The 23,487-nt window shown below is 73.2% G+C and carries 22 protein-coding genes and 2 CRISPR repeat arrays; of the genes, 12 read left to right on the plus strand and 10 right to left on the minus strand.

Annotated features, from left to right (window positions below; genetic code table 11):
• Positions 1–306: 306 nt before the first annotated feature.
• Entirely contained in the window at positions 307–2,883 is a 2,577-nt protein-coding gene (locus HCN56_RS11280) for a helix-turn-helix domain-containing protein (protein ID WP_167969933.1), read from the plus strand.
• A gap of 35 nt (positions 2,884–2,918) precedes the next feature.
• On the opposite strand, the gene HCN56_RS11285 is transcribed toward HCN56_RS11280, so the two are convergent.
• A complete protein-coding gene (locus tag HCN56_RS11285; RefSeq protein WP_167969935.1) occupies positions 2,919–3,488 on the minus strand; it encodes a dihydrofolate reductase family protein in 570 nt (189 codons plus the stop codon).
• 244 nt (positions 3,489–3,732) lie between these two features.
• Here HCN56_RS11285 and HCN56_RS11290 point away from each other — a divergent pair, with 244 nt between their 5' ends.
• On the plus strand, positions 3,733–4,482 hold the full coding sequence (locus HCN56_RS11290) for an ATP-binding cassette domain-containing protein (protein WP_167969937.1): 750 nt from the start codon (positions 3,733–3,735) through the stop codon (positions 4,480–4,482).
• 112 nt (positions 4,483–4,594) lie between these two features.
• Here HCN56_RS11290 and HCN56_RS11295 read toward each other — a convergent pair whose 3' ends face one another.
• Positions 4,595–4,744, minus strand: coding sequence for a hypothetical protein (locus HCN56_RS11295; RefSeq protein WP_167969939.1), 150 nt, complete (start codon positions 4,742–4,744; stop codon positions 4,595–4,597).
• Positions 4,745–5,172: 428 nt separating this feature from the next.
• On the opposite strand from HCN56_RS11295, the gene HCN56_RS11300 reads away from it, so the two are divergent.
• A complete protein-coding gene (locus HCN56_RS11300) occupies positions 5,173–5,850 on the plus strand; it encodes a DUF7224 domain-containing protein (RefSeq protein WP_167969941.1) in 678 nt (225 codons plus the stop codon).
• Positions 5,847–6,458, plus strand: coding sequence for a hypothetical protein (locus HCN56_RS11305; protein WP_167969943.1), 612 nt, complete (start codon positions 5,847–5,849; stop codon positions 6,456–6,458). Before HCN56_RS11300 ends, HCN56_RS11305 begins: the two co-directional genes overlap by 4 nt.
• Before the next feature lie 257 nt (positions 6,459–6,715).
• On the opposite strand, the gene HCN56_RS11310 is transcribed toward HCN56_RS11305, so the two are convergent.
• Positions 6,716–8,149, minus strand: a complete 1,434-nt coding sequence (locus HCN56_RS11310; protein ID WP_167969945.1) for an endo-1,4-beta-xylanase — start codon at positions 8,147–8,149, stop codon at positions 6,716–6,718.
• A 1,155-nt stretch (positions 8,150–9,304) separates the two neighbouring features.
• Between HCN56_RS11310 and HCN56_RS11315 the strand changes: the two genes are divergently transcribed.
• Entirely contained in the window at positions 9,305–10,777 is a 1,473-nt protein-coding gene (locus HCN56_RS11315) for a non-reducing end alpha-L-arabinofuranosidase family hydrolase (RefSeq protein WP_167969947.1), read from the plus strand.
• A 96-nt stretch (positions 10,778–10,873) separates the two neighbouring features.
• Here the strand turns inward: HCN56_RS11315 and HCN56_RS11320 are convergent, their stop codons facing one another.
• Together HCN56_RS11320 and HCN56_RS11325 are read right to left on the minus strand one after the other, a co-directional pair.
• Positions 10,874–11,074 (minus strand): DUF397 domain-containing protein, encoded by a 201-nt coding sequence (locus HCN56_RS11320; RefSeq protein ID WP_167969949.1) that lies wholly within the window; start codon positions 11,072–11,074, stop codon positions 10,874–10,876.
• Positions 11,071–11,895 carry a helix-turn-helix domain-containing protein gene (locus HCN56_RS11325; RefSeq protein ID WP_167969951.1) on the minus strand — a complete coding sequence of 275 codons (825 nt, stop codon included), beginning with the start codon at positions 11,893–11,895 and terminating at the stop codon, positions 11,071–11,073. Before HCN56_RS11325 ends, HCN56_RS11320 begins: the two co-directional genes overlap by 4 nt.
• A gap of 317 nt (positions 11,896–12,212) precedes the next feature.
• Here HCN56_RS11325 and HCN56_RS11330 point away from each other — a divergent pair, with 317 nt between their 5' ends.
• From HCN56_RS11330 to HCN56_RS11360, 7 genes are all read left to right on the plus strand, one after another.
• The gene (locus HCN56_RS11330; protein ID WP_167969952.1) at positions 12,213–12,377 is read left to right on the plus strand and encodes a hypothetical protein; all 165 of its coding nucleotides are present in this window, start codon (positions 12,213–12,215) and stop codon (positions 12,375–12,377) included.
• Positions 12,374–13,138, plus strand: coding sequence for a hypothetical protein (locus tag HCN56_RS11335; RefSeq protein WP_167969953.1), 765 nt, complete (start codon positions 12,374–12,376; stop codon positions 13,136–13,138). Before HCN56_RS11330 ends, HCN56_RS11335 begins: the two co-directional genes overlap by 4 nt.
• The gene (locus HCN56_RS11340) at positions 13,135–13,449 is read left to right on the plus strand and encodes a hypothetical protein (RefSeq protein ID WP_167969954.1); all 315 of its coding nucleotides are present in this window, start codon (positions 13,135–13,137) and stop codon (positions 13,447–13,449) included. The genes HCN56_RS11335 and HCN56_RS11340 overlap by 4 nt, the downstream gene beginning before the upstream one ends.
• A 132-nt stretch (positions 13,450–13,581) precedes the next feature.
• Positions 13,582–14,046, plus strand: a complete 465-nt coding sequence (locus tag HCN56_RS11345) for an ASCH domain-containing protein (protein ID WP_167969955.1) — start codon at positions 13,582–13,584, stop codon at positions 14,044–14,046.
• 63 nt (positions 14,047–14,109) lie between these two features.
• Positions 14,110–14,658: a GrpB family protein gene (locus tag HCN56_RS11350; RefSeq protein ID WP_167969956.1), complete on the plus strand. Its 549-nt coding sequence runs from the start codon at positions 14,110–14,112 to the stop codon at positions 14,656–14,658.
• Positions 14,659–14,733: 75 nt separating this feature from the next.
• Positions 14,734–15,163: a CRISPR direct-repeat array (repeat unit 30 nt; unit sequence GTTGCTACCCCTCTCAGGGGCGATGAGGAC).
• 516 nt (positions 15,164–15,679) lie between these two features.
• A complete protein-coding gene (locus HCN56_RS11355) occupies positions 15,680–16,546 on the plus strand; it encodes a class I SAM-dependent methyltransferase (RefSeq protein ID WP_167969957.1) in 867 nt (288 codons plus the stop codon).
• Positions 16,547–16,563: 17 nt separating this feature from the next.
• Positions 16,564–16,859: a CRISPR direct-repeat array (repeat unit 31 nt; unit sequence GTTGCTACCCCTCAAAGGGGCGATGAGGACC).
• A 390-nt stretch (positions 16,860–17,249) separates the two neighbouring features.
• Positions 17,250–17,849 carry a DUF4232 domain-containing protein gene (locus HCN56_RS11360; protein WP_167969959.1) on the plus strand — a complete coding sequence of 200 codons (600 nt, stop codon included), beginning with the start codon at positions 17,250–17,252 and terminating at the stop codon, positions 17,847–17,849.
• 275 nt (positions 17,850–18,124) lie between these two features.
• Here HCN56_RS11360 and HCN56_RS11365 read toward each other — a convergent pair whose 3' ends face one another.
• The 5 genes from HCN56_RS11365 to HCN56_RS11385 all read right to left on the minus strand — a co-directional run.
• Positions 18,125–20,407, minus strand: a complete 2,283-nt coding sequence (locus HCN56_RS11365) for a glycosyl hydrolase (protein WP_167969962.1) — start codon at positions 20,405–20,407, stop codon at positions 18,125–18,127.
• A gap of 348 nt (positions 20,408–20,755) precedes the next feature.
• Complete coding sequence (locus HCN56_RS11370; protein WP_167969965.1) at positions 20,756–21,670, minus strand: nucleotidyltransferase domain-containing protein; 915 nt, start codon at positions 21,668–21,670, stop codon at positions 20,756–20,758.
• 114 nt (positions 21,671–21,784) lie between these two features.
• Positions 21,785–22,264: a MarR family winged helix-turn-helix transcriptional regulator gene (locus HCN56_RS11375; protein WP_167969968.1), complete on the minus strand. Its 480-nt coding sequence runs from the start codon at positions 22,262–22,264 to the stop codon at positions 21,785–21,787.
• Between the two features lie 278 nt (positions 22,265–22,542).
• Complete coding sequence (locus HCN56_RS11380; RefSeq protein ID WP_312871184.1) at positions 22,543–22,893, minus strand: Asp23/Gls24 family envelope stress response protein; 351 nt, start codon at positions 22,891–22,893, stop codon at positions 22,543–22,545.
• Positions 22,887–23,487 (minus strand): Asp23/Gls24 family envelope stress response protein (locus HCN56_RS11385; protein ID WP_167969971.1); only part of this gene is annotated, 601 nt, incomplete at its 5' end. The genes HCN56_RS11385 and HCN56_RS11380, both read right to left, overlap by 7 nt.

Raw genomic sequence — 23,487 nt, forward strand, 5'->3', positions numbered from 1 at the left:
GGTCGCGACGCGACCGGCCCGGAAGGCACCGGGGCGGCGGGGACCGGGGCTGCGGGCACCGGGGCGCCGGGGACCGGGGCTGCGGGCACCGGGGCTGCGGGCACCGGGGCGCCGGAAGCGCCGCTGCGGTGCACCGCGGCGCCTGTCACGCCCGCACCCGAGGCGGTGGACGGTCCGCACGGGCAGGATTCTCGGACCGCGGAGGTACGAACCCCGGCGCCACCAACCGCGGGGCAGCGGACGGCGGGCGGCCCGCCGCCGGAGTCGCGGCCACCGGTACGGGAACTCTCCGGTCTGGCTGGCGCGTTGGCCGGTGCCGCCGCAGGTGACGACGGGCTCGCCACCGCGCTGCTGGAGCGGTTCGACCGGCTCGTGGGGCGCCGGGTGCGGTCCGTGGAGACGGCGATCGCCTGGGACCGCGCCCTGCTCCGGCTGCGCGAGGAGGCCCCACAGGGTTCGTCGCGCCACGAACGGCTGCTCGCACAGGCCCGGTTGATCGTCGCCGACAAGGCCCGTCGGCTGCTGGAGTCGCACCGCTGGGCGCAGGAGCAGCAGGCCCGGCTCCTGCAAGAGCTCTCCACCGCCCTGACCGCCGTGGCCGACCTGCCGGACCTGACGTCGGCGCTCGACCGGCGGCTCCCCGAACTCGGCGTCCCCAGCATTCGGTTGCTGCCTCACGGCGCGGTGCCGAGTCGCAGTGAGTTGCCGACCGGGCGTCGGTGGACCGTGGTCGTGGAACCGCTGCACGTCGGCGCGGACCGGCTCGGCCACGCCCTCTTCGAGCTGGTCGGCGGCGGCTCCGCCGAGCGGCAGGGAGCCTTGCTGCGCGCGCTGGGCGACCAGATCAGCGCGACGCTGCGCGGCGTCGGCCTCTTCGAAGAGGTCCGGCTGGCGCGGGACGCCGCGGAACGCACCAGCCGCGCGCAAGCCCGACTGCTCGACGACGCGGCCGAACGGCTCCGCGACCCGGTGGCGGAACTGCTGAGGCTGACGCGTCCCGGCGAGCCTGCCCACGAGGCGGCGCACCGGCTGCTGCGGCTCGTCGACGAACTGGTCGACCTCTCCAGGGCCGACCCGCACGGTCTCGATCTGGACCGGCGGCTGCTCGACCCGGGGCCGCTGCTGCGGGAGTGCGCGGGACCGCAGTGCCGCCCGGCCGGCGGACCGGCCCGCCCGGAGTCCCCGCCGGTGCCGGAGCTGCCGACCGCGGGCCGCGCCACCGGACCGGACCGGCTGCCGGCGGTGGTCGCGGACGCCGCTCGGTTGCGGCGGCTGCTGGCACTGCTGCGCAGCTGTGCCGGGCAGGCCGGCAGCACGGCGGCCCCCACTGCGACCGCCTTCACCGCGACCGTGGACCCGCCGTACCTCGTCGTCCACGTCCCGGCGCCGGGGCTGCGGGCCGACCCGGAGGAGGCGCCGACACCGCCGCCCAGCCGGCCCGGTCCGCCCCTGCCGCCCGAGGAGCCGGGAGGCGGCCGGGCTCAGCGGCCGCTGCGGACGGCGGGCCCGGCGGCACCGGACCGGTGGGCGGGGCCGGACGCGGCGGCACCCGGCCTGGCGGTGGCGCGCCGGATCGCGGTCCTGCACGGCGGCGGACTGGCGCTCCGAGACGGGAGGTTGGAGCTTCGGCTGCCACTGCCCACCCCGTCGGGTCTGCCGGCGACGCATGCGGCTCGCGGACCGCTGCTCGCCCTCGCCGAGGCCGAGGCGCCACCGCCCGAGGCCGGCACGCTCGCCGGCCGCCTCGGGCGGGGTCTACGCACCGCGCCGGCCGAGAACGACGCTCCACCGACCGACCACGGCACGACGCGGCCGGACCGCAGCACCGCGCCGGCGTACCGCGACGGCGATCCCGCGGTCGCGGAGAGCACGAGCCGGCCCTCCGCGGTGCTCTGGGAGACGTCCGACGCCGGACCCCGCGTCTGGTCCCTCGCCCGGCGGCTGCACGACGACCCGGCGCTGCGGCAGACACCGTTCCTGCTGTACGGGGCGCGGACGTTCGGCCACCGCGACCTGGCGGGGGCGGTGGCGGCGCTCCGCCCGGCGGAGCTGCGGCCACCGGCCGTCGTCGCCGGTGGTGGCCGGGCGGGGCGGGACCGGCTGCGGCGGCTGCTGGACGACGTGCTGCCGGGGCGCACCGTGCGGACCGCGCCGGACGGTGCCGCCGCGCTCGCGACCCTGGCCGACGAGGACGGCCAGGGCCCGCCGTGCCTGCTGGTCGTGGACCGTGAACTCCCCGACATGGAGGGGTTCGACCTGGTGGACCGGGCGGCGGAGCTGACGGGCGCGGTGGGTGTGCCCGTCCTCCTCCACAGTGGGGTCGGCTTCACCGCGGCGGACATCCGGCGGGCCGAACCCCACCCGGGCGCCGTGCTGTTGGGCCACGGTGTCCTCGACGAGCGGGAGACCGCCGCGCTGCTGGCGGCCATGGCGGGCCGGGCGGGGCACGCCGCCGCGCCGGTACGGGCCGCGGTGGTGTACCTGGAGAGCAACTACGCGCATCGGGTGACTCGTTGGCAGGTGGCTCGGTCCGCCGGGGTCACCGAGGACCACCTGGGACGGCTCTTCCACCGCGAGTTGGGGCTGACGCTCTGGGACTACCTGACCCGGTTGCGGGTGCGGCACGCGCGGCGGTTGCTGCGGCAGAGCGACGACAGCGTCCCGGCGGTCGGGCGCGCGGTCGGGTTCCACGACCGGGCCCACTTCACCCGGGTGTTCCGGCGCCGGACCGGCGTCAGTCCGCACGCCTACCGGGGCGGTGAGGGCCCGGGCGGCGACGGGGTCGGCTCCGGCGCTGCGACACCACCGGGACCGCCGACTCCGCAGGCTCAGCCGGACCGGCGCGCGCAACCGGGGCCCGGCGGGAGCGCCGGACCCCGCTGAGCGGGCGGGCCCCTGCCGACGAGACCGCCGGGGCGTCACGTGGCGCGCACGTACTCCACGATCTGCACGCCGGAGTCGAAGCTCCGCGTGCTCTCCAGCCGGAACGCGGTCGCGGAGTACGGTGCGTCCACGAACAGCGGGATTCCGGCGCCGAAGACGACGGGGCTCCGCTTGAGGATCAGCCGGTCGATCTCCGGCAGCAGCGAGCCCGCCAGCCGCCCGCCCCCGCACAGGTAGATCCCGGCACCGTCCTCCTGCTTCAACTCGCGGACCGTCGCGAGCGCGTCGGCGGTGTAGGTGATCCCGTCGGGCGCCGCGTCCTGGCGGGTGGTGGCGACGTACTCGCGCAGGTGCGCATAGGGCCGCTCGATGCCCGCGTCGAGGGCGACGCGGTAGCTGTTCCACCCCTGGATGATCGTGTCGAAGCGGTCCCCGGTGGGCTCGGCGCCGAGCGCGGCGGCGGCGTGGGCCGGCAGGGCGTCCGCGAACTCGCCGATCTGGACGTCCATGTGGTCGCCGACGATCGGGAACGCGTCGTACGTCCCGTCCGGCGCCGCGATGTAGCCGTCGATCGACGTGGCAACGTAGTAGACCAGTTCTCGCATGGCCGCCCTCCCCGAGTCCGAAACACCGACCGGCGGACCGTAGCAGCGCCTCCGCACCCGCCGCCTCCGCTTTCCCGCACGGCACGCCCCTTTCCCGCCAACGGCCGACGCCGGGGCGCGAACCGACCAGGCCCGTGCGGCCGGAGCAGGGCCCCGAGCACGATCCGGCCACGGCAGGCCCGGGCCGCCTCCCGGGGGGATACTGGCCCCGCCCCCGTCGCCGCGCCCCCGAGGTCACCGAGTCGTGTCTGTCGTGCTGGACCACTGCACCTTCCGGTACCGCCGCCGCGGCCGCCGGGTGCTCGACGGGCTGGAGTTGGCCTTTCCCGCCGGCCGCACCGTACTGCTCGGCCCGAACGGCGCGGGCAAGTCCACGGTGCTCGCGCTGGCCGCCTCCGCGCTGCGTCCCACCGCCGGCTCGGTGCGGTTCGGCGGGCTCGACCCCGCGGTCCGGGCGCAACTGCGGCCCTACCGGCGGGATGTCGGCTGGCTGCCGCAGCAGGTGACGGCGGTGCCCGGCATGACGTGCCGGGAGCAGGTCGCGTACGCGGGCTGGCTGAAGGGCATGGCGCGCGGCGAGGCGTGGACGGGGGCCGTCCCGGCGCTGGACCGCGTCGGGCTGGCCAAAAAGGCCGATCAGCAGACGAGTTCACTCTCCGGCGGCCAGTTGCGGCGGGTGGGCGTCGCGCAGACCCTGGTGCACTCGGCGCGGCTGGTCCTGATGGACGAGCCCACCGCCGGTCTCGACCCGGCACAGCGCACCGCGTTCCGCCGCACCGTCGAGCGGCTGTCGGAGGTGGCCGACGTGATCGTCTCCACCCACCAGACCGAGGACCTATGGGAGGTGTACGGCCACGTCGTCGTCCTCGCCGGGGGCACCGTCCGGTTCCTCGGCACCGTGGACGCGTTCCGCGCGCTCGCCCCGCCGGGCGCCGCCGCCGGCCGGGAGGCCGAGGCGGCCTACGCGGCGGTGCTCGGGGACGGTGAGGAGTGATGGTCTTCCGGCTTCACCTCCGCGCCAACGCCGCGTTCGCGGCGGCCGGGCCGCTGCTCGTGGTGGTGCTGCTGTACGTGTTCGCCGAGGAAGTGGGCGGCGGGCCGGACGGTTACTGGGTCGCCGGTACCGCGAAGGCCGTCTCGGCGCTGATGTTCATCGCGCCGGTGGTCGCCGCGTGCGCCGCCTGGGAGGCGGGACGGTTGCGGCGTGCGGGCGTCGCGGGCGGCGCCCCGGTCCGCGGCGGGTTCCGTATCGCCATGGCGTCGCTCTCCCCGGTGCTGGCGCTGGGGTTGCTGGCGCTGCTCGTCGCCCTGGTCGGCGTGCGGGTGGGGATGGCGGCGGCGCCGGGGTGGCCGGAGCCGACGATCCTGGCAGCGGCCGTGGTGACGCTGTGCGGGTGGCTCGCCGTCGGGTACGCGCTCGGCGTGTGGCTGCCGCCCGCGGCGTCCGTGCCTCTGGCGCTGGTCGGCGGTTACCTGTGGCAGGTGTACCCGCCGGCGCTGGAACCGCTGTGGCTGCGGCACCTCACCCAGCCCGCGCGGGGCTGCTGCACCAGCGCCGACACGGTGGCCGCCGGTGGGCTGTCCGGCCCGGCGCTGGCCGCCGTCGCGCTGGCGGGCGCGGCTGTCGCCGCCGCAGCCGTCGCACCGGACACCGCGCCGGGGCGCGCCGGGTGGAGCACGGTCGGTGCTGGTGGTGGCCGCCGCGCTGCTGGTCGCCGCGGCCGCCGGGACGGGAGCGGTGCGGGCGGTGTCGGGGCTGGGCCCGGACGCGGTGGTGGCACGGTCGGCCGACGAGCTGGTCTGCGCCGACGCGGGCGCCGCGACGCGGGTGTGCGTCTGGGCGGAGCACGCACCGCGCCTGGACGAGACCGCCGAGGTGGTGCGGACCGCGGTCGCCGGCCTGGCCCCGGTGGGCGTCGACCCGCCGGAGCTCGTCACCGAACTCCCGCGCGAGGCACTGCAGTACGCACCGGCCGCGGGGGCTGCGAACGATGGTGCACCGGCCACCGGCACGCCGGACCGGTGGACGGTCACCGTCCGCGCGGCGGCCTCGTTCACCACGGACGACATCCGCACCGGCCTCGCGGCCGACCTCACCGGGGCGCTGCTCGACTCCCGCACCGGCACACCGGCGGCCGACTGCCCCGCCGACCCGGTGGACGCCGCCGAGCAGGGCTTCCAGGCCGCGGACCAGCTGTTCGCCTGGCTCACCGTCCGCGCCGGTACGCCACCGCAGGAGGCGCGTGACCGGTTCGACCCGCAGCTGTGGACGGCGGTCGGGGCCGCCCTGGACGGCGACGACACCGCGCAGGCCGCCTGGTTCCGCGCCACGCTCGACCGTGCGGGGTGCGCTCCGCGATGAGCTGGTGGTCCCGTACCCGGCGGCTGCCGCTGCTCGCTGTCTGCCTGGTCGCCTTCTGGCTGCTGGTGGTGCCGTTCGGGGACGCGTCGCTGCCCGTCCCGCAGTTGGGCGGTGCCACTGCGGTTGATGTGCCGCTGCTGCTGTTCGCGCCGCTGCTGCCGGTGGTCGCGCTGATCGTCTGCTGCGGCGGGGCACCGTCGAACGAGGCGACCACCGTGCGACGTGTCGGCACCCTCGACGCCGCGCTGGCGGCGGCCCCGCCGGCCGCGACCGCCGTCGTGGTGGGGACGGCGCTGCTCACGGGGTTCGGCGCGGGCGACGGCGGGGGCGGTGACGCGGCGCTCTGGTCCGTGGTGCGCAACCTCGGCGCCTGCGTCGGCTTGGCGCTGCTCGCCCGCGAGGCGTTCGGCCGCCACGCAGCGACCCTGCTGCCCGCCCTGGCGGCGCTGGCCGTGGCGGTCTTCGGCTACGGCCCCGAGCAGCAGGCCCACTGGTGGGCCTGGCCGGCAGCCGACCCGGCCGACCCGCTGGCCTGGGCCGGCTCGGCAGCGCTCCTCGCCACCGCCCTCGCCCGCACCGCCACCCGCGACCGCCCCGCTCGGCGCTGACGCCGCAGCGCCGGCCCGGGGTCCGGCCTTCGCAGTCCGTCGCACCACGGACGCGCTCCTGCTCCCCGGGGCACGGACGCGGACCCGCACGCGGCGACCGCCCGTCGGCGCCGGCGTCGCACCGGCCCGCGCCGGTCTCCCGGGCCACCGTCGTCACGGCGGCGGCCCGGGAGACCGGCAGGGTCCGGCCCGGCTGGGCGGACGGAGCCGTACCGCAGCGGGTTTCGACTCCCTCCGCCCTCACCGGTGGACCACCCTCAGGTGAGGGTCCACTGCTGGTTGCTGCCGCTCCAGCAGGTGTAGAGCTGGAGCTGGGCGCCGTTGCCGGAGCCCGTGGCATCGAGGCAGAGGCCGGACTGGACGCCGACAACGGAACCGTTGGAGTTCACCCGCCACTTCTGGTTGTCGCCACCCCAGCAGCTGTAGATCTGGACCCGGGCACCGACGGCGGTCCCGGCAGCGTCGAGGCACTTGTCGCCGTAGACGCGGAGTTCACCGGAAGCCGTGAGGCTCCACTGCTGGTTGGCGTTGGTGTGGCAGTCGTACAGCTGGACCTGGGTGCCGTCGGCGGTGGCCGAGTTCGGCACGTCCACGCACCGGCCCGAGCCGACGCCCCGGAGCTGCCCGCCCGTCGGCGTGGTGGGCGGAGGCTGGGTGGAGCCGCCGTTGAGCGCGTTGAGGACACCGTTGTAGGCGGGCTTCTTGCTGCCGTCGCCGTTGAACAGCAGCGGCGTGTGGTGCGAGCGCCAGGAGTCGGTGTCGCGCACACCCCAGACGGTGATGCCGAGGCAACGCGTCACGGCCAGGCAGTCGTTGACCACGTTGCCGTAGGTCGTCGGCGAGGCGCCCTGGATGTCGAGTTCGGTGACGGAGACGTCGACGCCGAGCGCGGCGAAGCTCTGCAGGGTGGTGCGGAAGTTGCTGTTGTACGGGCTGCCGTCGTTGAAGTGCGCCTGGAAGCCGACGCAGTCGATCGGGACGCCCCGCTGCTTGAAGTCCCGGACCATGGCGTACATGGCCTGGGTCTTGGCCGCGTTCCAGTTCTCCACGTTGTAGTCGTTGTAGCAGAGCTTCGCGGACGGGTCGGCGGCGCGCGCGGCGCGGAAGGCGACCTCGATCCAGTCGTTGCCGGAGCGCTGGAGGTTGGAGTCGCGGCGGGCTCCGGAGTTGCCGTCGGCGAACGCCTCGTTCACGACGTCCCACTCGACGATCTTGCCGCGGTAGTGGTTCATCACGCCGTTGATGTGGTCGACCATGGCCTGGCGGAGCGCGCCGCCACTGAGGTTCTGCATCCAGCCGGGCTGCTGGGAGTGCCAGGCGAGGGTGTGCCCGCGCACCTGCTTGCCGTTCTGGACGGCCCAGTTGTAGACCCGGTCGCCGGCCGCGAAGTTGAACTGGCCGCGCTGGGGCTGCAGGGCATCGATCTTCATCTCGTTCTCGGCGGTCACCGAGTTGAACTCGCGGTTCGCGATGGTCGAGTACGTCGAGTCGTTAAGCCGGTTCGCGGCGATGGCGACGCCGAAGTACCGGCCGCTCTGCTTCGCCGCGGCGCCCAGCGTGCTCTCGGCGGCGTGGGCGCTCGGCGGCGCGGCCAGCGCGCCGACCACGCCGAGGGCGACGACGAACAGCGCGACCAGTAGGCCGTGGAGCGACCTGCGGACCGCGGGTGGGGATGTGGCAAACGAGCCCATGACTGTGCCTCCAGGGTAGACGTCAGGGAAGGGCGGAGGTGCGGGGGGGTGAAGGTCTCGTCCGCGCCGGCTCGGCGGGCGGACGAAGCGGGCGGGACCCCTCGGGCTACGGGGTCACCGACAGCCATGGGCGCGCGGGAGGCGGCCGGTTCGGCGGGGGCGGTGGGGGATGCCGGCGCCGAGCCGGGGAGGACGGCCACGGCCGCGCGTGCCGGACGCGGGGCCGTGGCGGGAGTTCGACAGAGGCATGGGGGTACTCCATCGCGGCTCAGCCGGGAGGACCGCCACGCGGCGACGCGACCTCTCCGCCGTGCGAAGAGCCTCGGCGCGTTGGTGCGGACCTCACCGGACAGGAAACGGGGTGGCACGGGCGCAGTGGTGCTGCGGTGCGCAAGTGCGCAGGTGTAGTGGTGCGCAGGTGCAGTGGTGCACGGGTCGGCGGGCGACACGGAGTGCTCGGGAGCACCGTGCGGCGCTTCGCGTAACCGCTCCCTCAGACAGGGAGATTGCGGGCTTGTCGGTGGATCGTCAACACCTCGCGCCGAGGAAACTTTCCATGTCTTCTCCGGAACTTTCCGGAAGCCAGGCGGCTCGACCGGAGCAGTGTCGGCCCATCGAAGCCGGTGTCACCGGACACCGCGCGGCCGGACCCGACCAACGAAACGAACCAGCACCTCGCCACGGCTCCACGGTGCTGAGCTGCGCCTTCCCTGCCGCGGCGCGCTGCGCGGGGCACAGGCCGACGGCGGGTCCGTGGCGCCCACCCGGCCCGGCGGAGAGGCACTGTTTACGGCCAAGCCGGTGGCGAGCCTTGACCGGGTGGCCCGGCCTTCCTAACTTGTCGCGTCAAGAAGTCCGTGAAGTTTCGTAAGTGTTCCGGTAACCGGTGCTTCCCCCCGGCACCTCCGTGGACGACGCTCCCGGAGCCCGGCGGACCCGCAGGCGTGAGGCGCCCCCCTGGCGCCCGACGGCCGGCAGTCCTCCCCCGTGGCTCGTGGCGAGGTGCCCCGGGTTCTGAGGTTCAGCGCATCAGCTCTTCGGCATGAGCGGGAGCCTCCGCGTGCCTCCCGCGCCAACCCCTTGGGCGACCGTTCCGCGTTCCTCCGGGGTCGCTCCACCCCCACCCCCCCATGCCCCCAGAGAGGGAGGCCGCTGATGTGGCTTCGCCGTCAGTCCCCATCCCGCCTGAGACGCCCCCTGGTCGTCCTGGCACCCCTGCTGCTCCTGGCAACCGTCCTCGGTGCCCAGCCCGCCGGAGCGGCGACCGTCGACACCGGCGCCTCGTACGTGCTGGTCAACCGCGCGAGCGGCAAGGCGCTGGACGTCCACAACCGGGCGACCAACGACGGCGCCCGCATCACCCAGTGGACCAGGAACGACCAGGCCCAGCAGCAGTGGCAGTTCGTCGACTCCGGTAACGGCTACTACCGCATCAAGTCCCGCCACTCCGACAAGGTCCTCGACGTCCACAACTGGTCCACCGCCAACGGCGGCTCCATCGTCCAGTGGGCCGACCTGAACGCCACCAACCAGCAGTGGCGGCTGGTGGACAGCCCGGACGGCCATGTGAGGTTCGTGTCGCGCCACAGCAACAAGGCACTGGAGGTGCAGGGCGGCTCCACCGCCGACAACGCGAACGTCGTCCAGTACGACGACTGGGGCGGCACCAACCAGCAGTGGCAGCTCGTGAGGGTCGGCTCCGACACTCCCGGCCCCGGCCCGTGTGCGCTTCCCTCGAACTACCGCTGGTCCTCGACCGGCGCGCTGGCCCAGCCCCGGTCGGGATGGGTCTCGCTCAAGGACTTCACCGTCGTGCCCTACAACGGCCGACACCTCGTCTACGCGACGACGCACGACACCGGGACACGGTGGGGTTCGATGAACTTCAGCCTGTTCGGCAACTGGTCGGAGATGGCCTCGGCCAACCAGAACGCGATGTCCTCCGCGACCGTCGCACCCACGCTGTTCTACTTCGCGCCGAAGAACATCTGGGTGCTCGCCTACCAGTGGGGCAGGACGTCGTTCTCCTACCGGACCTCGACCGACCCGACCAACCCGAACGGCTGGTCCGCCGAGCAGGAGCTCTTCCGCGGGACGATCTCCAACTCCGACACCGGGCCCATCGACCAGACGCTCATCGCCGACGACACGCACATGTACCTGTTCTTCGCCGGCGACAACGGCAGGATCTACCGGACGAGCATGCCGATCGGGAACTTCCCGAGCAGCTTCGGCTCCAGCTCGACCGTGATCATGAGCGACACGACGAACAACTTGTTCGAAGCGCCGCAGGTCTACAAGCTGCAGGGCCAGAACCGGTACCTGATGATCGTCGAGGCGATCGGCTCGCAGGGCCGCTACTTCCGCTCGTTCACCGCGACCAGCCTGAACGGCAACTGGACGCCGCAGGCCGCGACCGAGAGCAACCCCTTCGCCGGCAAGGCCAACAGCGGCGCCACCTGGACCAACGACATCAGCCACGGTGAGCTGCTCCGCACCAGCGCCGACCAGACCATGACCGTCGACCCCTGCAACCTCCAGCTCCTCTACCAGGGGCGAAGCCCCAACTCCGGCGGCGAGTACGGCCTTCTGCCCTACCGCCCGGGCCTGCTGACCCTCCAACGCTGACGACAAGAGGCCGGAGCCGGGACCGGCGCTGGGCTCCGGTAGGGGCCTGCCCCGGCGGGCTCGGCACACCGCCGAGCCCGCCGGGGCTCGTACCGATCAGGCCAGGAAACGTCCGGCCGGTGCAGCGACGGTGAAGCGGCTCCAGGCCTCGGGCGAGAAGGCGATCACCGGACCCGCGCCCGCCTGCTTCGTGTCGCGCACGAGCACGGCCGGCTGGTTGTCTGCCACCTCGACGCAGTTGTTGTCGCCGTGACCGCTGTAGCTGCTGGTACGCCAGTTGGGCTGGTGAAGCTTCATGAGTAGCGCTCCTTGAGTGTGTTGCGGATGAACTGCGCCGTGTCGTCCTCATCGAGTGCTCGTGCTTGCAGTCGAGCGTAGAAGAAGGAGAGGCGATCTACCGCCTCAGCATCCTCGATCAGAGTGCCCGAGTGGTCGCCCTCGGTATAGGCGTAGCGACCCCCGTCCGGCAGGTGCCCGATGGAGATGGAGCCGTTGAGCGTGGCCGGCTCGGCCCGAGAGAACGGCAGCACCTGGATGAGAATCCGACGCCGCTCCCCCTGCTCCAGGAGCCACTCCAACTGCGCCCGCATGACCTCCTTGGAGCCGACCTGCTGACGGAGCGCAGCCTCTCCCAGCACGACACCGAGCCACGGCGGCGCGTCACCGTCGAAGACCTCCTGCCGCGCCATGCGCGCATTGAGACGCTCCTGGACCGGGAACTCATCGAGCACCTGCACCGCTTCCATCAAAGCCCTGGCGTATTCGGCGGTCTGCAGCAGTCCCGGAACGATGTGCCCGAACTCGTAGATGAGGCGGGCCTTGCCCTGGAGAGCGAGGAAGCGGGTGGACCAGCTCGGGTAGGGCTGCTTGCTGATCAGGTGCCACAGCTCCTCCAGCTGCTCGTCGATGCCCAGCACCTGTTCGATCTGCTTCTTCATCTTGAACGTCGGTGGATCGGTGGCCAGTTCGATCTGCGCCACACGGTTCGGCGAAGTGAACAGCGCCCCCGCGAGCTGGCTCTGAGTGAGTCCCTTGCGCTCTCTCGCCCGCCGCACCTTGGCACCGAGCAGTGCCGCCACCGAGCCTCGCGGGTTGAGTTCCTTGCCCTTACCTGCCATCGGTGCCCCCTGCGTGCAGTGTGCGGCTTTCTTCAAGGCCGCACGGATTGAAGCTGTCACCCCTGGCGATCACCCAGTCGCTCAGGGAAACCTGGATGGCACAAGAAGCTACCTCCTGACGGGCGCCAGCGTGCACGCTTTGCGAAGTTTGCACCTGTTGATGCTGGTTGTAGACCAGGTGAGGAAGCCGGTCAGGGACAGGAAGGAGTGCCATGTACGGCCTGGCGCTGAAAGTCGCCACCGAACGAACGACAGCGGCAGTTGCTGCCGCGTCGAACGCGAAGCGGTGATCGGTGGACGACCGGCCGCCCGGAGCGATGCCGGACGGTGCCAAGACCCCCGCCGAGGAACTGCGCCGCCGCCGCGCGGCGCTCTCCCGGGCGATCGACGAGCACTTGGCGGTGCTGGAACGTCATCGCGGCACCTCGCCTCCGTCGACCGAGAGCGACCGACCGGCGTCGCCGGAGAGCGAGGAGACATGACCGCCTGCGCTACACCCGACGGCATCTGGTGCGAGGTGGTCGCGCGGAGTCCGGAGGCCGGGGGTGAGTGGTACCTCGGCGGGCACTGGGCGGACTGCGCGCCCGAGGCCATGGCCTGGTTGCGGCGCCAGGCTCTGCGGCTCGCGGAGGCGCTGGAGCCCTCCCCCGTGGCGTCACCGTTACCCGTCCGGGCGCTGACGCCGCTGGGCTGCGGCGACGTGTCACCCGCCCAGGTCTTCCGCGACTGGGCCGACGACCACGCGTTCCAGCAGGTGCAGCGTGCCGCGCTCGCCACCGGGCGCCCGATCAGCACCAACGCCCGTGGGCCGGACCGCGTCGACGGCTGCGACGAGGTGGACGTCCTGTACTCCCTCTCGGCCCGCGCGATCCTCCGCCGGCGGCTCGCGCCCCTTCCCGCTCCGGCCGCAGTCGGCCCCGCGCCGCTCCGCCTGATTACCGCACCCCGCCACCACCCCGCACTGGAGACGAGACAGCCCGTGTACGAGGAGATCAGCTTCACCAACTCCGACCGCGAAGCCGTCGAGGAGGCCGCCCGCGAACTGTTCAACCACGTCAAGCAACTCGGCGTCCGGCTGGACGACATCGACGTCATCGACCCGTGCGACGGCTGCCGCCGCCGTGATTACCGCATCCAGCTCGGCCACCTCACCCACGAAGAGGTGACCGTGCTCAACAGCGCGCTCGGCAGACGGCTGTGCGATGCGGAGGACGACGGCTGCGGCGACGGCCCCGCCACATGACCGCGCCGCGAGCGACACCGGCCGTGCGGGCACGCAGCCTCCGCCTGACCGCGAACGAGATCCGTATCGGCGACCTGGTCGCCTTCGGCGGGACGACGCTGGCCGTCACGTTCCGGGAGCACCGCGGTGGGGTCGTCCGCCTGGAGCTCGGCACGCTCGCCCGGGTGACGCTCGCACCCGCGGTCGCCCTGACCGTCACCCGGCCGACCAGGCTCCTCCCCGGCGAGCCGCGCCCCGCGCGCCCGGGCCGTCGCCGCACAGCCGACGCCCCGGGCGGAGGCACCGCTCGCATACCCGCGGTCGGACCCTGACGCCACCGCCCCAACCGGCCCGAGCACCGCACCGCGGCGATCGCGAACCGCCTGTCCGGCCGCTGGTGAGCGCGGCGCCAAGCGCCGGAAAAGCGGCGACCGACGGCCGGTGGGCCCGGCTACGGTGACGGCATGACCCACTCCCCCGCGCCCCTCGGCGACCCGGCCGAGCTGCCCCGCGCCGAGTTCGCGTTCCCCGGCCCGCTGCGCGACAAGCTGGTGTCGGCGATCCTCGACGGCTCCAAGACGGCAACGACCGGGCTGCTGCTCGACTACGAGCACGAGGGCGAGCCACTGCCGGAGGTGGGTGCCCGGTCCGTGGTGGTCGACTCGGCGGACCGACCCGTCGCCGTCATCGAGATCACCGACGTACGCGTCGTGCCCTTGGGCGACGTGGACCTCGCCCACGTCGTTGACGAGGGAGAAGGCGACACCACCGTCGCCGCCTGGCGCGCCGCCCACGAGCGGTTCTGGCACAGCGACGAGATGCGCGCCGCCCTCGACGACCCGACGTTCACCGTGGACGACACCACCCCGGTCGTCCTCGAACGCTTCCACCTCATCACCGACCTCCGCCCCGAGTCCGACGCTCCCTGACAAGCCCCGGCGACGCGTGCGCCGCCGGACAGCCGAGGGCGGTTCGGTCACTACGCTGGGCAGATGGCGGATCTCGACGAACCCGTTCACGTCGTCGCCGCCGTCCCGGAGTGGTTGGATCAGGGACGGGAGCTGACGCGCGACGTCGGGCGGCTGGTCGAGCCGGAGTCGGCCGCAGCGGTCGTCGCACACATCGGCTCGACGGCTGTACCGGGGCTGGACGCGAAGTCGATCATCGACCTCCAGGTCGGCTGCCGGGGGAGCGAGGTACCCGCCGTCGTGGCCGCGCTTCGCCGCGCGGGGTACGACCACCTCGGCACTGCCGGTGTTCCCGGACGGGAGTACCTGCGCAGACGCGATGAGCCGCCGATCAACGTGCATGTGGTCGAGCGAGACGGCTCGTTGTGGCGGGACAACATCCTCTTCCGCGACTACCTGACCGCCCACCCCGCAGCCGCCGACCGCTACGCCGCTGCCAAGCGGGAAGCAGCCCGGCGCGCACCGTCGCTCCTCGCCTACTCCGCCGCCAAGGCGGCCGTCGTCGCCGACCTCATGGCAGCAGCCCACACCCACGCGGCGAACCCCTGCCCTTCGTGTCACGGCGGGCAGTGATCGCCCGAGTGGTGCGGTCGGCCGGCCCTCTGAGGTGCAATGCGGACCCACGGCCGGTACGAGGTCGAGCCCGGCGGTGCTACCCCTCTGAGGGGCGATGAGGACGGCTACCGGCTCGGCCAGGACTCCTGCCCGAACTGGTTGCTACCCCTCTCAGGGGCGATGAGGACCTGGAGACCGGCCGGGCCGGCACCCTCGCCATGTACGGGTTGCTACCCCTCTCAGGGGCGATGAGGACCCGCCGCCTGCCCCGGCAGCTGCTCGTCCTCGTGGAGTTGCTACCCCTCTCAGGGGCGATGAGGACGACTGCCGTAGAGGCGCAGGCCCTTGACGATGTCCGGTTGCTACCCCTCTCAGGGGCGATGAGGACCCCACTACCGCACCGAGACCCGGTGGATCATGCCCGCGTTGCTACCCCTCTCAGGGGCGATGAGGACTCGGATGTGCTGACGGGCGCCATTTCCCCGGACGGATTGTTGCTACCCCTCTCAGGGGCGATGAGGACCCCACTGTGAAGGTCCAGGTCGGAGGCGGAACCGCGGGGGTGACGCGGGGGGTGTTTTTCAGCGAACCTCCGGTAGTGCTGAAAACCCCGGCGTGTCGCTGAAATTCGGGGCGTCCGGACCATGCACAGATGGACTCCGTACCCCCTCAGCATGGCACGAGGAGCAGGTCCCATGGCGGTGTTCGGGTGTACCAAGCGACCTTGGTGAACTTGGCCCAAGAGCCGGTCAGCTGACGCTCGGGGCAGGGCTCCCGATGCGCCGCCGGTACCGGTCGTGGTTGGGCGGGAGACAGCGGGCGTCCCAAGCAGCATGCCGTGGCCGGCCTGCTCTGGACTGCGCGTTCACTGAGCCGCAGTCCCCGCCCTGGCTGGGCAGACCTACCGCCGGTCCAGTGGTGTGGCCCGGAGATGCGTCTGGCCCGGCCTGCTTGCGCCTAGTGCAGCAGTCGCCACCACCTTCTTGCCGAGTCAGCAAGATGACATGCTATTCAGGCACGCTGTTCGTACGGTGAAGCCATGACGCACTCACACCAGCACGGCACCCACACCGCCGACCTGCACCAGCACCAGCACGACGACAGCGGCCAGGCCGAGATCCTCGACCTCGACGCCGAGGTCCTCGCGGAGCACATCGCCGGGATCACCGGCTCGCTGCCGCTGACCTCAGCGCCACGGCAGATCGTCGACCTCGGCTGCGGCACCGGCGCCGGCACCTTTGCGCTGCTGGAACGGTTCCCGGAGGCACACATCACCGCCGTGGACACCTCGACCGGGCATCTGAAGCTGCTCGCCGACAAGGCCTGCGCCGAGGGCGTGCAGGAGCGCGTGCGGACCGTGCAAGCCGATCTGGATGCCTCCGACTGGCCCGATCTGGGCACGCCGGACCTGGCGTGGGCATCCGCCTCGATGCACCACATGGCCGACCCCGCGCACGCGCTCGCCAAGGTGCACGAGCTGCTGCCGCCCGGCGGCCTCTTCGCCGTCGTCGAGCTGGACGGCTTCCCGCGCTTCCTCCCGGCCGACGTGCCCGCCGACCGCCCTGGGCTGGAGGAACGCTGCCACCGGGCCACCGACAGCTTCCACGCCGAACACGTCCCCCATCGAGGCACCGACTGGGGTCCGATGCTTTCGGCCGCCGGGTTCACCGTCGAGGACACCCGCACCATCGCGGTGAACATTGAGGGCGACCGCAGCGAGGCCATCGGCCGCTACGCCCTCGGCAGCCTCCAGCGGCTCCGCAACACGGCAGCGCCGGGCCTGGACCCCGCCGACGTCATCGCGCTCGACGCCCTACTCGACCCCGCCGGCCCCCGCAGCATCCTCCGCCGCACCGACCTCGCCGTCCGCACCACCCGCACCGTCTGGGCAGCCCGCAAGCGGTAAGCCGTGCGGCGACGGCTGGTGCTACCCCTCGGAGGGGCGATGAGGACGCGCGGCATGGGCATCGTCTGCCTCACGATCTGGCAGTTGCTACCCCTCACAGGGGCGATGAGGACACCGGACGTCCTCACCCATCGGCGCTTCGTAGTCCTGTTGCTACCCCTCAAAGGGGCGATGAGGACCCTCGATGAGGCTCTGGACGTTGAGGCCGGTGCGCTGTTGCTACCCCTCAAAGGGGCGATGAGGACCAGATCCACCAGCACTACGCGCCGCACGAGACCCCGGGTTGCTACCCCTCAAAGGGGCGATGAGGACCCCATGGTGAAGGTCCAGGTCAGGGAAGGTGCCGCCGGGGTTGTGGGTGGGGTGGTTTTCAGCGGACCTCCGGTTGTGCTCGGAACCTCGGCGTGTCGCTGAAATCCGGGGCTGGTGCGGGCTCGCTCAGGATGGCATGGGTGGGCGGGTACGGGTGGGGCTTTCGGTGGGATTCGGCGGCGCCGGGCGGCCTGCGGCGTCCCGGATCGGTGTCCCAGCGGGGTGGTGTCTCTGCTGTTCAGAGGCGGTTCCGGTGTCCCAGCGTCCCGGGTTGGGTGTGGTCGGTGGCGGCTGGGACGGGGGCGGGCGCAGGGTCGGTCCCGTCGAGCTCAGCGCTCGGCGGTACGACTGCGACTCCACTTCGACTCCGAACCTGAAAGAGGTAGACGCCATGGCTTCCTCCCTTCCTCGCCGTCCCCGCTTCCGCACAGCCGTCACCGTCGCTGCCGCCGTCGCTGCCCTGGGTGTGACGGCGGGAATCGCCACCGCCGGTGGTGCGTCCGGCGGTCCCGTTGCGACCCCCGCGCCTGCCGGGACGCCCGTGGCCGTCGCCGACGAGTACGACGAGCTGGTGCTGTGCGAGGGGTCGAACACCGACATCGCCGCCGAGCCGCTGGAGCGGCCGTTGAACCGGCTGCTGCTGACCGCGACCAACACCGGGGACAGCAACTGCGTGCTGCTGGAGTACCCGTCGCTGTGGCACGAGGGCGCCCAGGCGGTGCCGCCGGCGTTCGAGGAGTCGCGTCCGGCGTGGCCGGTCGTCCTCGCCCCGGGTGAGTCCGGGTACGCCTCGGTGGCGCTGTCGGCGACGGACGGCAGCGGTGGCGACGGCGCCACGTACGACGCGCTGACGGTCGGGTTCAGCCTGCTGGGCCACGGCTCGTACGGGCAGGACGTCGATCTCGAACTCCCGGACGGCGGGGTGTACATCGACGACACCCTGAGCGTCACCTACTGGCTGGACACCGTGGACGACGCCGTCATCTGGTGACGCGGGGGCGGCCGGGGTCCGGACGGACGGCCCCGGCCGGGAACGCAGCAGTGCCCGCCACCCCTGGTGGAGGGTGGCGGGCACCGCTTGTGGGGACCGGCCGGCAGGGGCCGGTCCGTGACCCGGGCCGTGGCCGCGGCCCGGGAGTTCACCGCGGGCCGCCCCGTTGCCGGGGCGACCGCGGCGGTCTCGTGCTGCCGGTGCTGCCTGTCGGTCGGCTGTCAGTCGTCAGCCGGCGGTCAAGGCAGCGCCGTCAGGCCTGCGTCAGTCGCTCGTCAGCCGTTGGAGCTGGCAGAGGAGTTGGCCGGGACGGTGAGGGTGGTGCCGTCGGAGAAGGTCACCGTCGTTTCGGTGTCGCCGTAGTTGTGCGCGGCGTAGGTGCGGTTGCCGTCCTTCTCGAAGACCGCGGCGGTCGGGCTGTCGGCCGTCACGTCGAGGTTGGGCGTGCCGACCGTCGCGAGGGTATTGATCCAGTGGTAGGTGTGCGCACGGGTCGCACCGGCCTCCGGCTCGTACGCGTTGTTGTCGGCGTCGTACGAGGACTTGGCGGTGTCCGGGTCGGCGAGGGCCTGGAACTGCCACAGCAGGTCGCGCCACTCCTCGAACGGCCCGCCGTTCTGGTCGACGAGGTGGTCGAGGTTGCGGTTGACGGCCTCGGGGTTGGCGGCGAGGTGCAGCGAACCACCGGTCACCGGAAGCACGTTGATGCCGTGGATCTCCTCCGGGTTGGCGGTCCACCAGGTGGAGTACGCGGCGCCGGAGCCCCAGACCATGCCGACGATCGGGTGCTCGTAGTTCTCCGGGTAGACCTCCTGGTCCGCGTCGAACCAGTACTGGCGGATGGCCTCGGCCTCGGTGGTCAGCAGGTAGACGCCGAGGTCACGCAGCTCCTCGTCGCCGGTGGCCGAGCCCCACTTGATGAGGCCGACGCTGAGGTTGATCGACTCGGAGGACGACTCCTGGTTGTTGCCGGCGGCGAAGCCCTGGTGGCCGGCGGCCCAGCTGTGACCCGCGTAGGGGTCGAAGCCGCGCAGGAACGGGTAGCGGTCGTCGTCGCGCGCCGGGTTGGCGGTGTCGCGGATCAGCTCCGTGACCATGCCGCCCCACTCGGACTGCTCGGCCCACTGCGGGTCGAACTGCGCGACGATCGCGGCGGCCATCACGAAGTAGCTGTAGTGGAAGTGGTGGTCGTTGAGCTCGGTGTCGCTGCCGTAGGACGCCGGGTAGCCCGTCAGGGTCGACCAGTCGGAGTCGTAGGAGAACTCGGCCGGGCCGCCGACGGTGAACCACTCCTGGAGGCGGTCCTTGATCAGCGTGAGGAGCTGGTCGCGCGCGCCGTCGTTGCCGGTCTGGTCGGCGAGGGTCACCAGCTGGGCGAGCTTGCCGAGCTGCTTGCCGGTCCAGTAGGTGTCGGTGGCGCCCTCGAACGGGTCGGGCGAGCCGAGGACGTCGGCTATGTAGCCGTCGACCCGGGCGTTGTCGACGCCGTCGCTCTCGGGGAGGGCGGGCAGCACGCCGGGAACGGTCTGGGTGGTGGTGAAGGAGTTGCTCTCGCGGACCTTCATCGCACCGCGCGGCGACACGTACTCGTAGTCGAGGAGCGCGTCGTCGGTGTGCAGCCACTGGTGGCGGTAGAGCGCCGAGATGGTGCCGGTCTCGGAACCCTCGCGGGCCTCGGTCTGGAGCGTGTAGGTCGCGTTGACCTCGCCGGCGTCGGTGTCGTAGTCCCACGACACCTCGGAGCCGGTGACGAAGCTGAACGCGTACTGCGAGTACGTCTCCAGCGCTTCCCGCTCGGGCAGCAGCGCGACCGAGTAGTAGTCGTTGCCGCCGAGGGAGGCGGTCACGGAGGTGCCGGAGACGTTCCAGTCGCTGCCGGTGGGGGCGAACAGCGCGTAGTGGTTGCCGGCGACGGTCACGCCGAGGACGTTGCCCTCGTCGGCGAAGACCTCGGGGGTGCCGTTGGTGATGATCTCGGCGTCGCCGCCGCTCGTCTCGGCGTAGACGTAGGGCAGGCCGTGGCCGATGGTGGCGCGCAGCTCGCGGTCGTTGTCGGCCCAGTAGGGCGTGACGGTCCAGTCCGACCAGCCGTCGGCCTTGACGTCGGGCGAGTTGAGGCCGGCGACGCTCAGCGTGAGGTCGGCGGAGTGGACGAACTCGTACTGGCGCCCGTCACCGACGATCGCGTGGTCGGTGGGGTAGCCGACCTGGAGGCCCTCGGCGACGGCCTGGTAGGTGAGCGGGTGGCCGTACATCGGCTGGGAGTACGGGTTGTCCGCGTAGCGCTTGAAGACGAGCGAGGACCACCAGTCGTTGGTGGGGACGGGCTCGTCGGCGACCGCGTCGGTGACCGTCGGCAGGACCGGGGTGCCCATGTTGTCGGTGGGGCCCTGCGTGCCGGCCGGGCGGGTGTCGGAGTAGCCGCCGTTGCCGACGGGGACCTCGGCGGCGCCGGCGGACGGGATCACGACCACGCCGGTGACGGCCGCCGCCGTCGCGGCGGCCACGGTCGTCAGTGCGATCCGGCGTCGTCGCCGGGTCACGCGATGCTGGCTCATCTGCTACCTCATGGTGTGGGGGGAGACGGGCACCACCGGAAGCGGTTCCGGCGAACACCGGAAGCGGTTCCGGCGAACGCGAAGCTAGGAGCGCCCGGAGCGGGTGTCAACGGGCCTCGGCGGGTTCCGGGAACCGGCCCCGACCCCCCGGGGCGGCGTTTACCCGCAGGTCGGAGCGACGACAACCGGCTGTTGTCGGGTACATGCGAGGCCTGGAGAAGCGTTGAGGGATCACCGTCGGCTCAGCCGCTCTTAAGTCGCGGTTAAGAACGGGAGGTTCGCCGCGGGGGAAGGATCAACAGTTGGACGGGCGGCGGAAGTTGCCCCACGGGTCGCCCGTCGGGGGGGTCACGGGCGGGGTGCTTTGCGGCCGTGGACGGCGGCGTACTCGGCGGCGAGCCACGGCCCGAGGTCGTCCAGGAGCATGGCGAGCACCGTCGGGTCGCCTGTCGGCGCGCGGCCCGCGGCGGCGGCCGTGCGCATCCGCTCGGCGTGGTCCGGGTACTGCCGCGCGAAGAGTTCGGCGGAGCGGTCGAGATCGCTGGTCCAGCCGCCCCAGTCGGGCATGACCAGGGTGAAGCCGGTGCGGACCACGCGGCGGGCGACCAGCCGTGTGAGTACCCGCCGGTCGGCGTCGGTGCCGGCCTCCGCCGCGCGGGCACGCCAGCCGGGCAGCGCGAGGTGAAGGTCGCCGTTGGTCTCGCGGGCGAGGAGGGCGGTGGGCCGGTACGCCGGGAGCTGCGCGGCGAGGTCCTCCCCCAGCAGCGGGGTGCAGAGGCAGGCGACGAAGAAGCCGAGGTCGTACCGCTCCAGCTCGCCGGTCAGCGTCGTCGCCGAGGCGAGCAGGATGCCGCCGCCGACGACCTGCGGGAAGGCGGCGTCGATCGCGGACTCGACCGCGTCGGCGTCGGCGCGGTCGGCGGGTGCGGGGTCGGTGTGCAGCGCGAGGAGGACGTCCAGGTCGGACCGGCCGGGGACGGCGGTACCGCGCGGGATGCTGCCGTAGAGGTAGACACTGTGCAGCCGCCCGCCGCCGTCGCCCTCACCCCGGTCGCCCTCGCCCTCACCGCTGCGGTCGCTGCCGCCGGTGCTGCCGCCGGCCGAACGGACGCCGCCCACGGGGCCGAAGGCGGCGGTGAGGTGGGAGCGGAGGGCCGCGACGACCGGCCGGAACGGCGGGGTGACGAGGTGGAGGCCGCCCTCGCGGGCGATGGTGCCGTCGCTGTTCAGTCCCCGGTCGTGGTCCGGTCCCCGCTGCTCCATGGGGCCACTCTGCCCCGGGCCGCCGGGCGCTGCCGAGCGGTTTTCGACCGGACGGGGCGGCGCGGGCGGGCGGGGCCGGCGGGTGGGGTGCTTGCGGCGCGAGGCCCGCGCGGCTCAGTCGGCGACGAGGACGGAGCGGGCGGCGCGGTCTCCGATGACCTCGCGCAGCCCGTCGTTGGCCCGGTCCAGCATGCCGACCAACGCGCGTCCCTCACCCGGTGCGAGCGAGGAGGTGGTGACGACGGCGAGGTCGTCCCAGATCCGCTCGATGACGGGCACGAGTTCACGCCCCCGGTCGGTCAGCCGGATGCGGACCTGCCGCCGGTCACCGGGAACCGGTTCGCGGCTGAAGAGGCCGGAGCGCTCCAGCCGGGCCAGACTGCGGGTCGCCGTCGCGGGTTCGATGCCGAGGCGGGCGGCGAGTGCGGAGATCGACATGCCGCCCTCCGGGTCGGCCTCGGCGAGCAGCCACAGCAGGACGTCCTGGCCGGGGTGCAGCCCCAGTTCGGCCAGCCGCTCGGCCTTCGCGGCCCGGTAGAGCTTCGACAGCGTGTTGAGCGCGCTGTTCAGCCTGGTCACGTCCACTGCTTCCATGGCGTCACCCTAACCAGGCGTTTCGGGGCACCTCCGCCGGAGCCCCGCACGGCCGACGGAGCGGAAGCCGCAGGGCGAACCCCCCACCGGCGGCGGGGTGGTGACATGCCGTGTCGATGCATGCCACATGCGGTCACAACGGATGCGGGTGGGGCGGAGGGGAGCCGTGGGGCACGGCGGGGGGCGGGTGCGGCTGCCACCCTCGGGACAGCCACGCGGAAGCGCGGGGCGTGCGCGCGGGCCCGCAACGGGCGCGGTGCCGCCCCGGGCCGCGGCGGTCAGACCAGGTGGGTGACGGTCACCCGGACCGTCGGCGGGACACCGCCCGCCACCGCCGATCCGACGGCGGCGGTCACCGCCCGCGCCACGTCCAGCGCGCGGTGACCGCGCCGCACCGCCACCTGCACGTCGACATGCCACCGTTCCGGGCCCTCCCGACGGGAGACCCGCACGCCGTGCGGGCGGGACGGCGGCCTGCCGCGGGACTCCGTACCGGCCAGCAACTGGGCGGCGTTGCGGACCAGCCCCGCCAACCCCGGGCTGAGGAACGCCACGCCGGGCACCTGTTCGGCGGCGCGGGCCGCGCGGTCGGCGACCTCCCGCCAGTCCGCCGCACCGCCGGTCACCACGGGCCCTCCGTCGGGTCGTCGCCCGGAGCGCCGGGGGCGGCGGTGCCGCCGGCCTCCCTGCCCGGGGCCGGGGCGTCCGGCTCGTACATGTCGGTGACGCGGACGTCGACGGCGGCGACGGGCATGCCCAGCGCCTCCTCGGCGACGGACAGCACCCGGTCGCGGACGGCGGCGGCCAGCTCCGGCACGGTCCAGGTCAGCGGCGCGGCGACCTCCAGACGCACGCGGACCGGGCCGCGCGGCGCGTCCCGGCCCAGCAGGCCGGTGGAGCCCGTGGAGCCGGTGGCCGGGGCGTCGGGGGTGATGCGGCAGCTGCCGGCACGGACGCCGGGCAGGGTCTCGGCCGCGGCGCGGAACGTCTTCGCCACGGTCGTCTCACCGACCCAGTGGTCCTCGGTCAACCCGCCCAGCGGCAGGCTGCGTCCGGGCCGCAGCTCCAGCCGGACCAGGTCCATGACGCGGGCGGCGAACGCCGCGTCGGCGTCGAGAGCGGCATCGGGGTCAGGCCCCGCCTCCGGGCCGTCACCGCGCGCGGCGGCACCGGGGGCGGTCCCGGCGCCCGCGCCGGTGGGCGCGTTCGGGTCGGCGCCGCCG

It is taken from the genome of Streptomyces lonarensis, assembly GCF_012033735.1.
Lineage (GTDB): Bacteria > Actinomycetota > Actinomycetes > Streptomycetales > Streptomycetaceae > Streptomyces > Streptomyces lonarensis.

Excerpts from the sequence above, each read along its gene's own strand:
- HCN56_RS11285 (WP_167969935.1), bottom strand. The coding sequence starts at position 3,488 with ATGCGAGAACTGGTCTACTACGTTGCCACGTCGATCGACGGCTACATC.
- HCN56_RS11295 (WP_167969939.1), bottom strand. The coding sequence starts at position 4,744 with ATGGCGATACGGAACCCGCCGCGGACCGGGGCGCCGCCCGCGACGCCC.
- HCN56_RS11305 (WP_167969943.1), top strand. The coding sequence starts at position 5,847 with ATGAGCTGGTGGTCCCGTACCCGGCGGCTGCCGCTGCTCGCTGTCTGC.
- HCN56_RS11310 (WP_167969945.1), bottom strand. The coding sequence starts at position 8,149 with ATGGGCTCGTTTGCCACATCCCCACCCGCGGTCCGCAGGTCGCTCCAC.
- HCN56_RS11315 (WP_167969947.1), top strand. The coding sequence starts at position 9,305 with ATGTGGCTTCGCCGTCAGTCCCCATCCCGCCTGAGACGCCCCCTGGTC.
- HCN56_RS11320 (WP_167969949.1), bottom strand. The coding sequence starts at position 11,074 with ATGAAGCTTCACCAGCCCAACTGGCGTACCAGCAGCTACAGCGGTCAC.
- HCN56_RS11325 (WP_167969951.1), bottom strand. The coding sequence starts at position 11,895 with ATGGCAGGTAAGGGCAAGGAACTCAACCCGCGAGGCTCGGTGGCGGCA.
- HCN56_RS11330 (WP_167969952.1), top strand. The coding sequence starts at position 12,213 with ATGCCGGACGGTGCCAAGACCCCCGCCGAGGAACTGCGCCGCCGCCGC.
- HCN56_RS11335 (WP_167969953.1), top strand. The coding sequence starts at position 12,374 with ATGACCGCCTGCGCTACACCCGACGGCATCTGGTGCGAGGTGGTCGCG.
- HCN56_RS11340 (WP_167969954.1), top strand. The coding sequence starts at position 13,135 with ATGACCGCGCCGCGAGCGACACCGGCCGTGCGGGCACGCAGCCTCCGC.
- HCN56_RS11345 (WP_167969955.1), top strand. The coding sequence starts at position 13,582 with ATGACCCACTCCCCCGCGCCCCTCGGCGACCCGGCCGAGCTGCCCCGC.
- HCN56_RS11350 (WP_167969956.1), top strand. The coding sequence starts at position 14,110 with ATGGCGGATCTCGACGAACCCGTTCACGTCGTCGCCGCCGTCCCGGAG.
- HCN56_RS11355 (WP_167969957.1), top strand. The coding sequence starts at position 15,680 with ATGACGCACTCACACCAGCACGGCACCCACACCGCCGACCTGCACCAG.
- HCN56_RS11360 (WP_167969959.1), top strand. The coding sequence starts at position 17,250 with ATGGCTTCCTCCCTTCCTCGCCGTCCCCGCTTCCGCACAGCCGTCACC.
- HCN56_RS11365 (WP_167969962.1), bottom strand. The coding sequence starts at position 20,407 with ATGAGCCAGCATCGCGTGACCCGGCGACGACGCCGGATCGCACTGACG.
- HCN56_RS11370 (WP_167969965.1), bottom strand. The coding sequence starts at position 21,670 with ATGGAGCAGCGGGGACCGGACCACGACCGGGGACTGAACAGCGACGGC.
- HCN56_RS11375 (WP_167969968.1), bottom strand. The coding sequence starts at position 22,264 with ATGGAAGCAGTGGACGTGACCAGGCTGAACAGCGCGCTCAACACGCTG.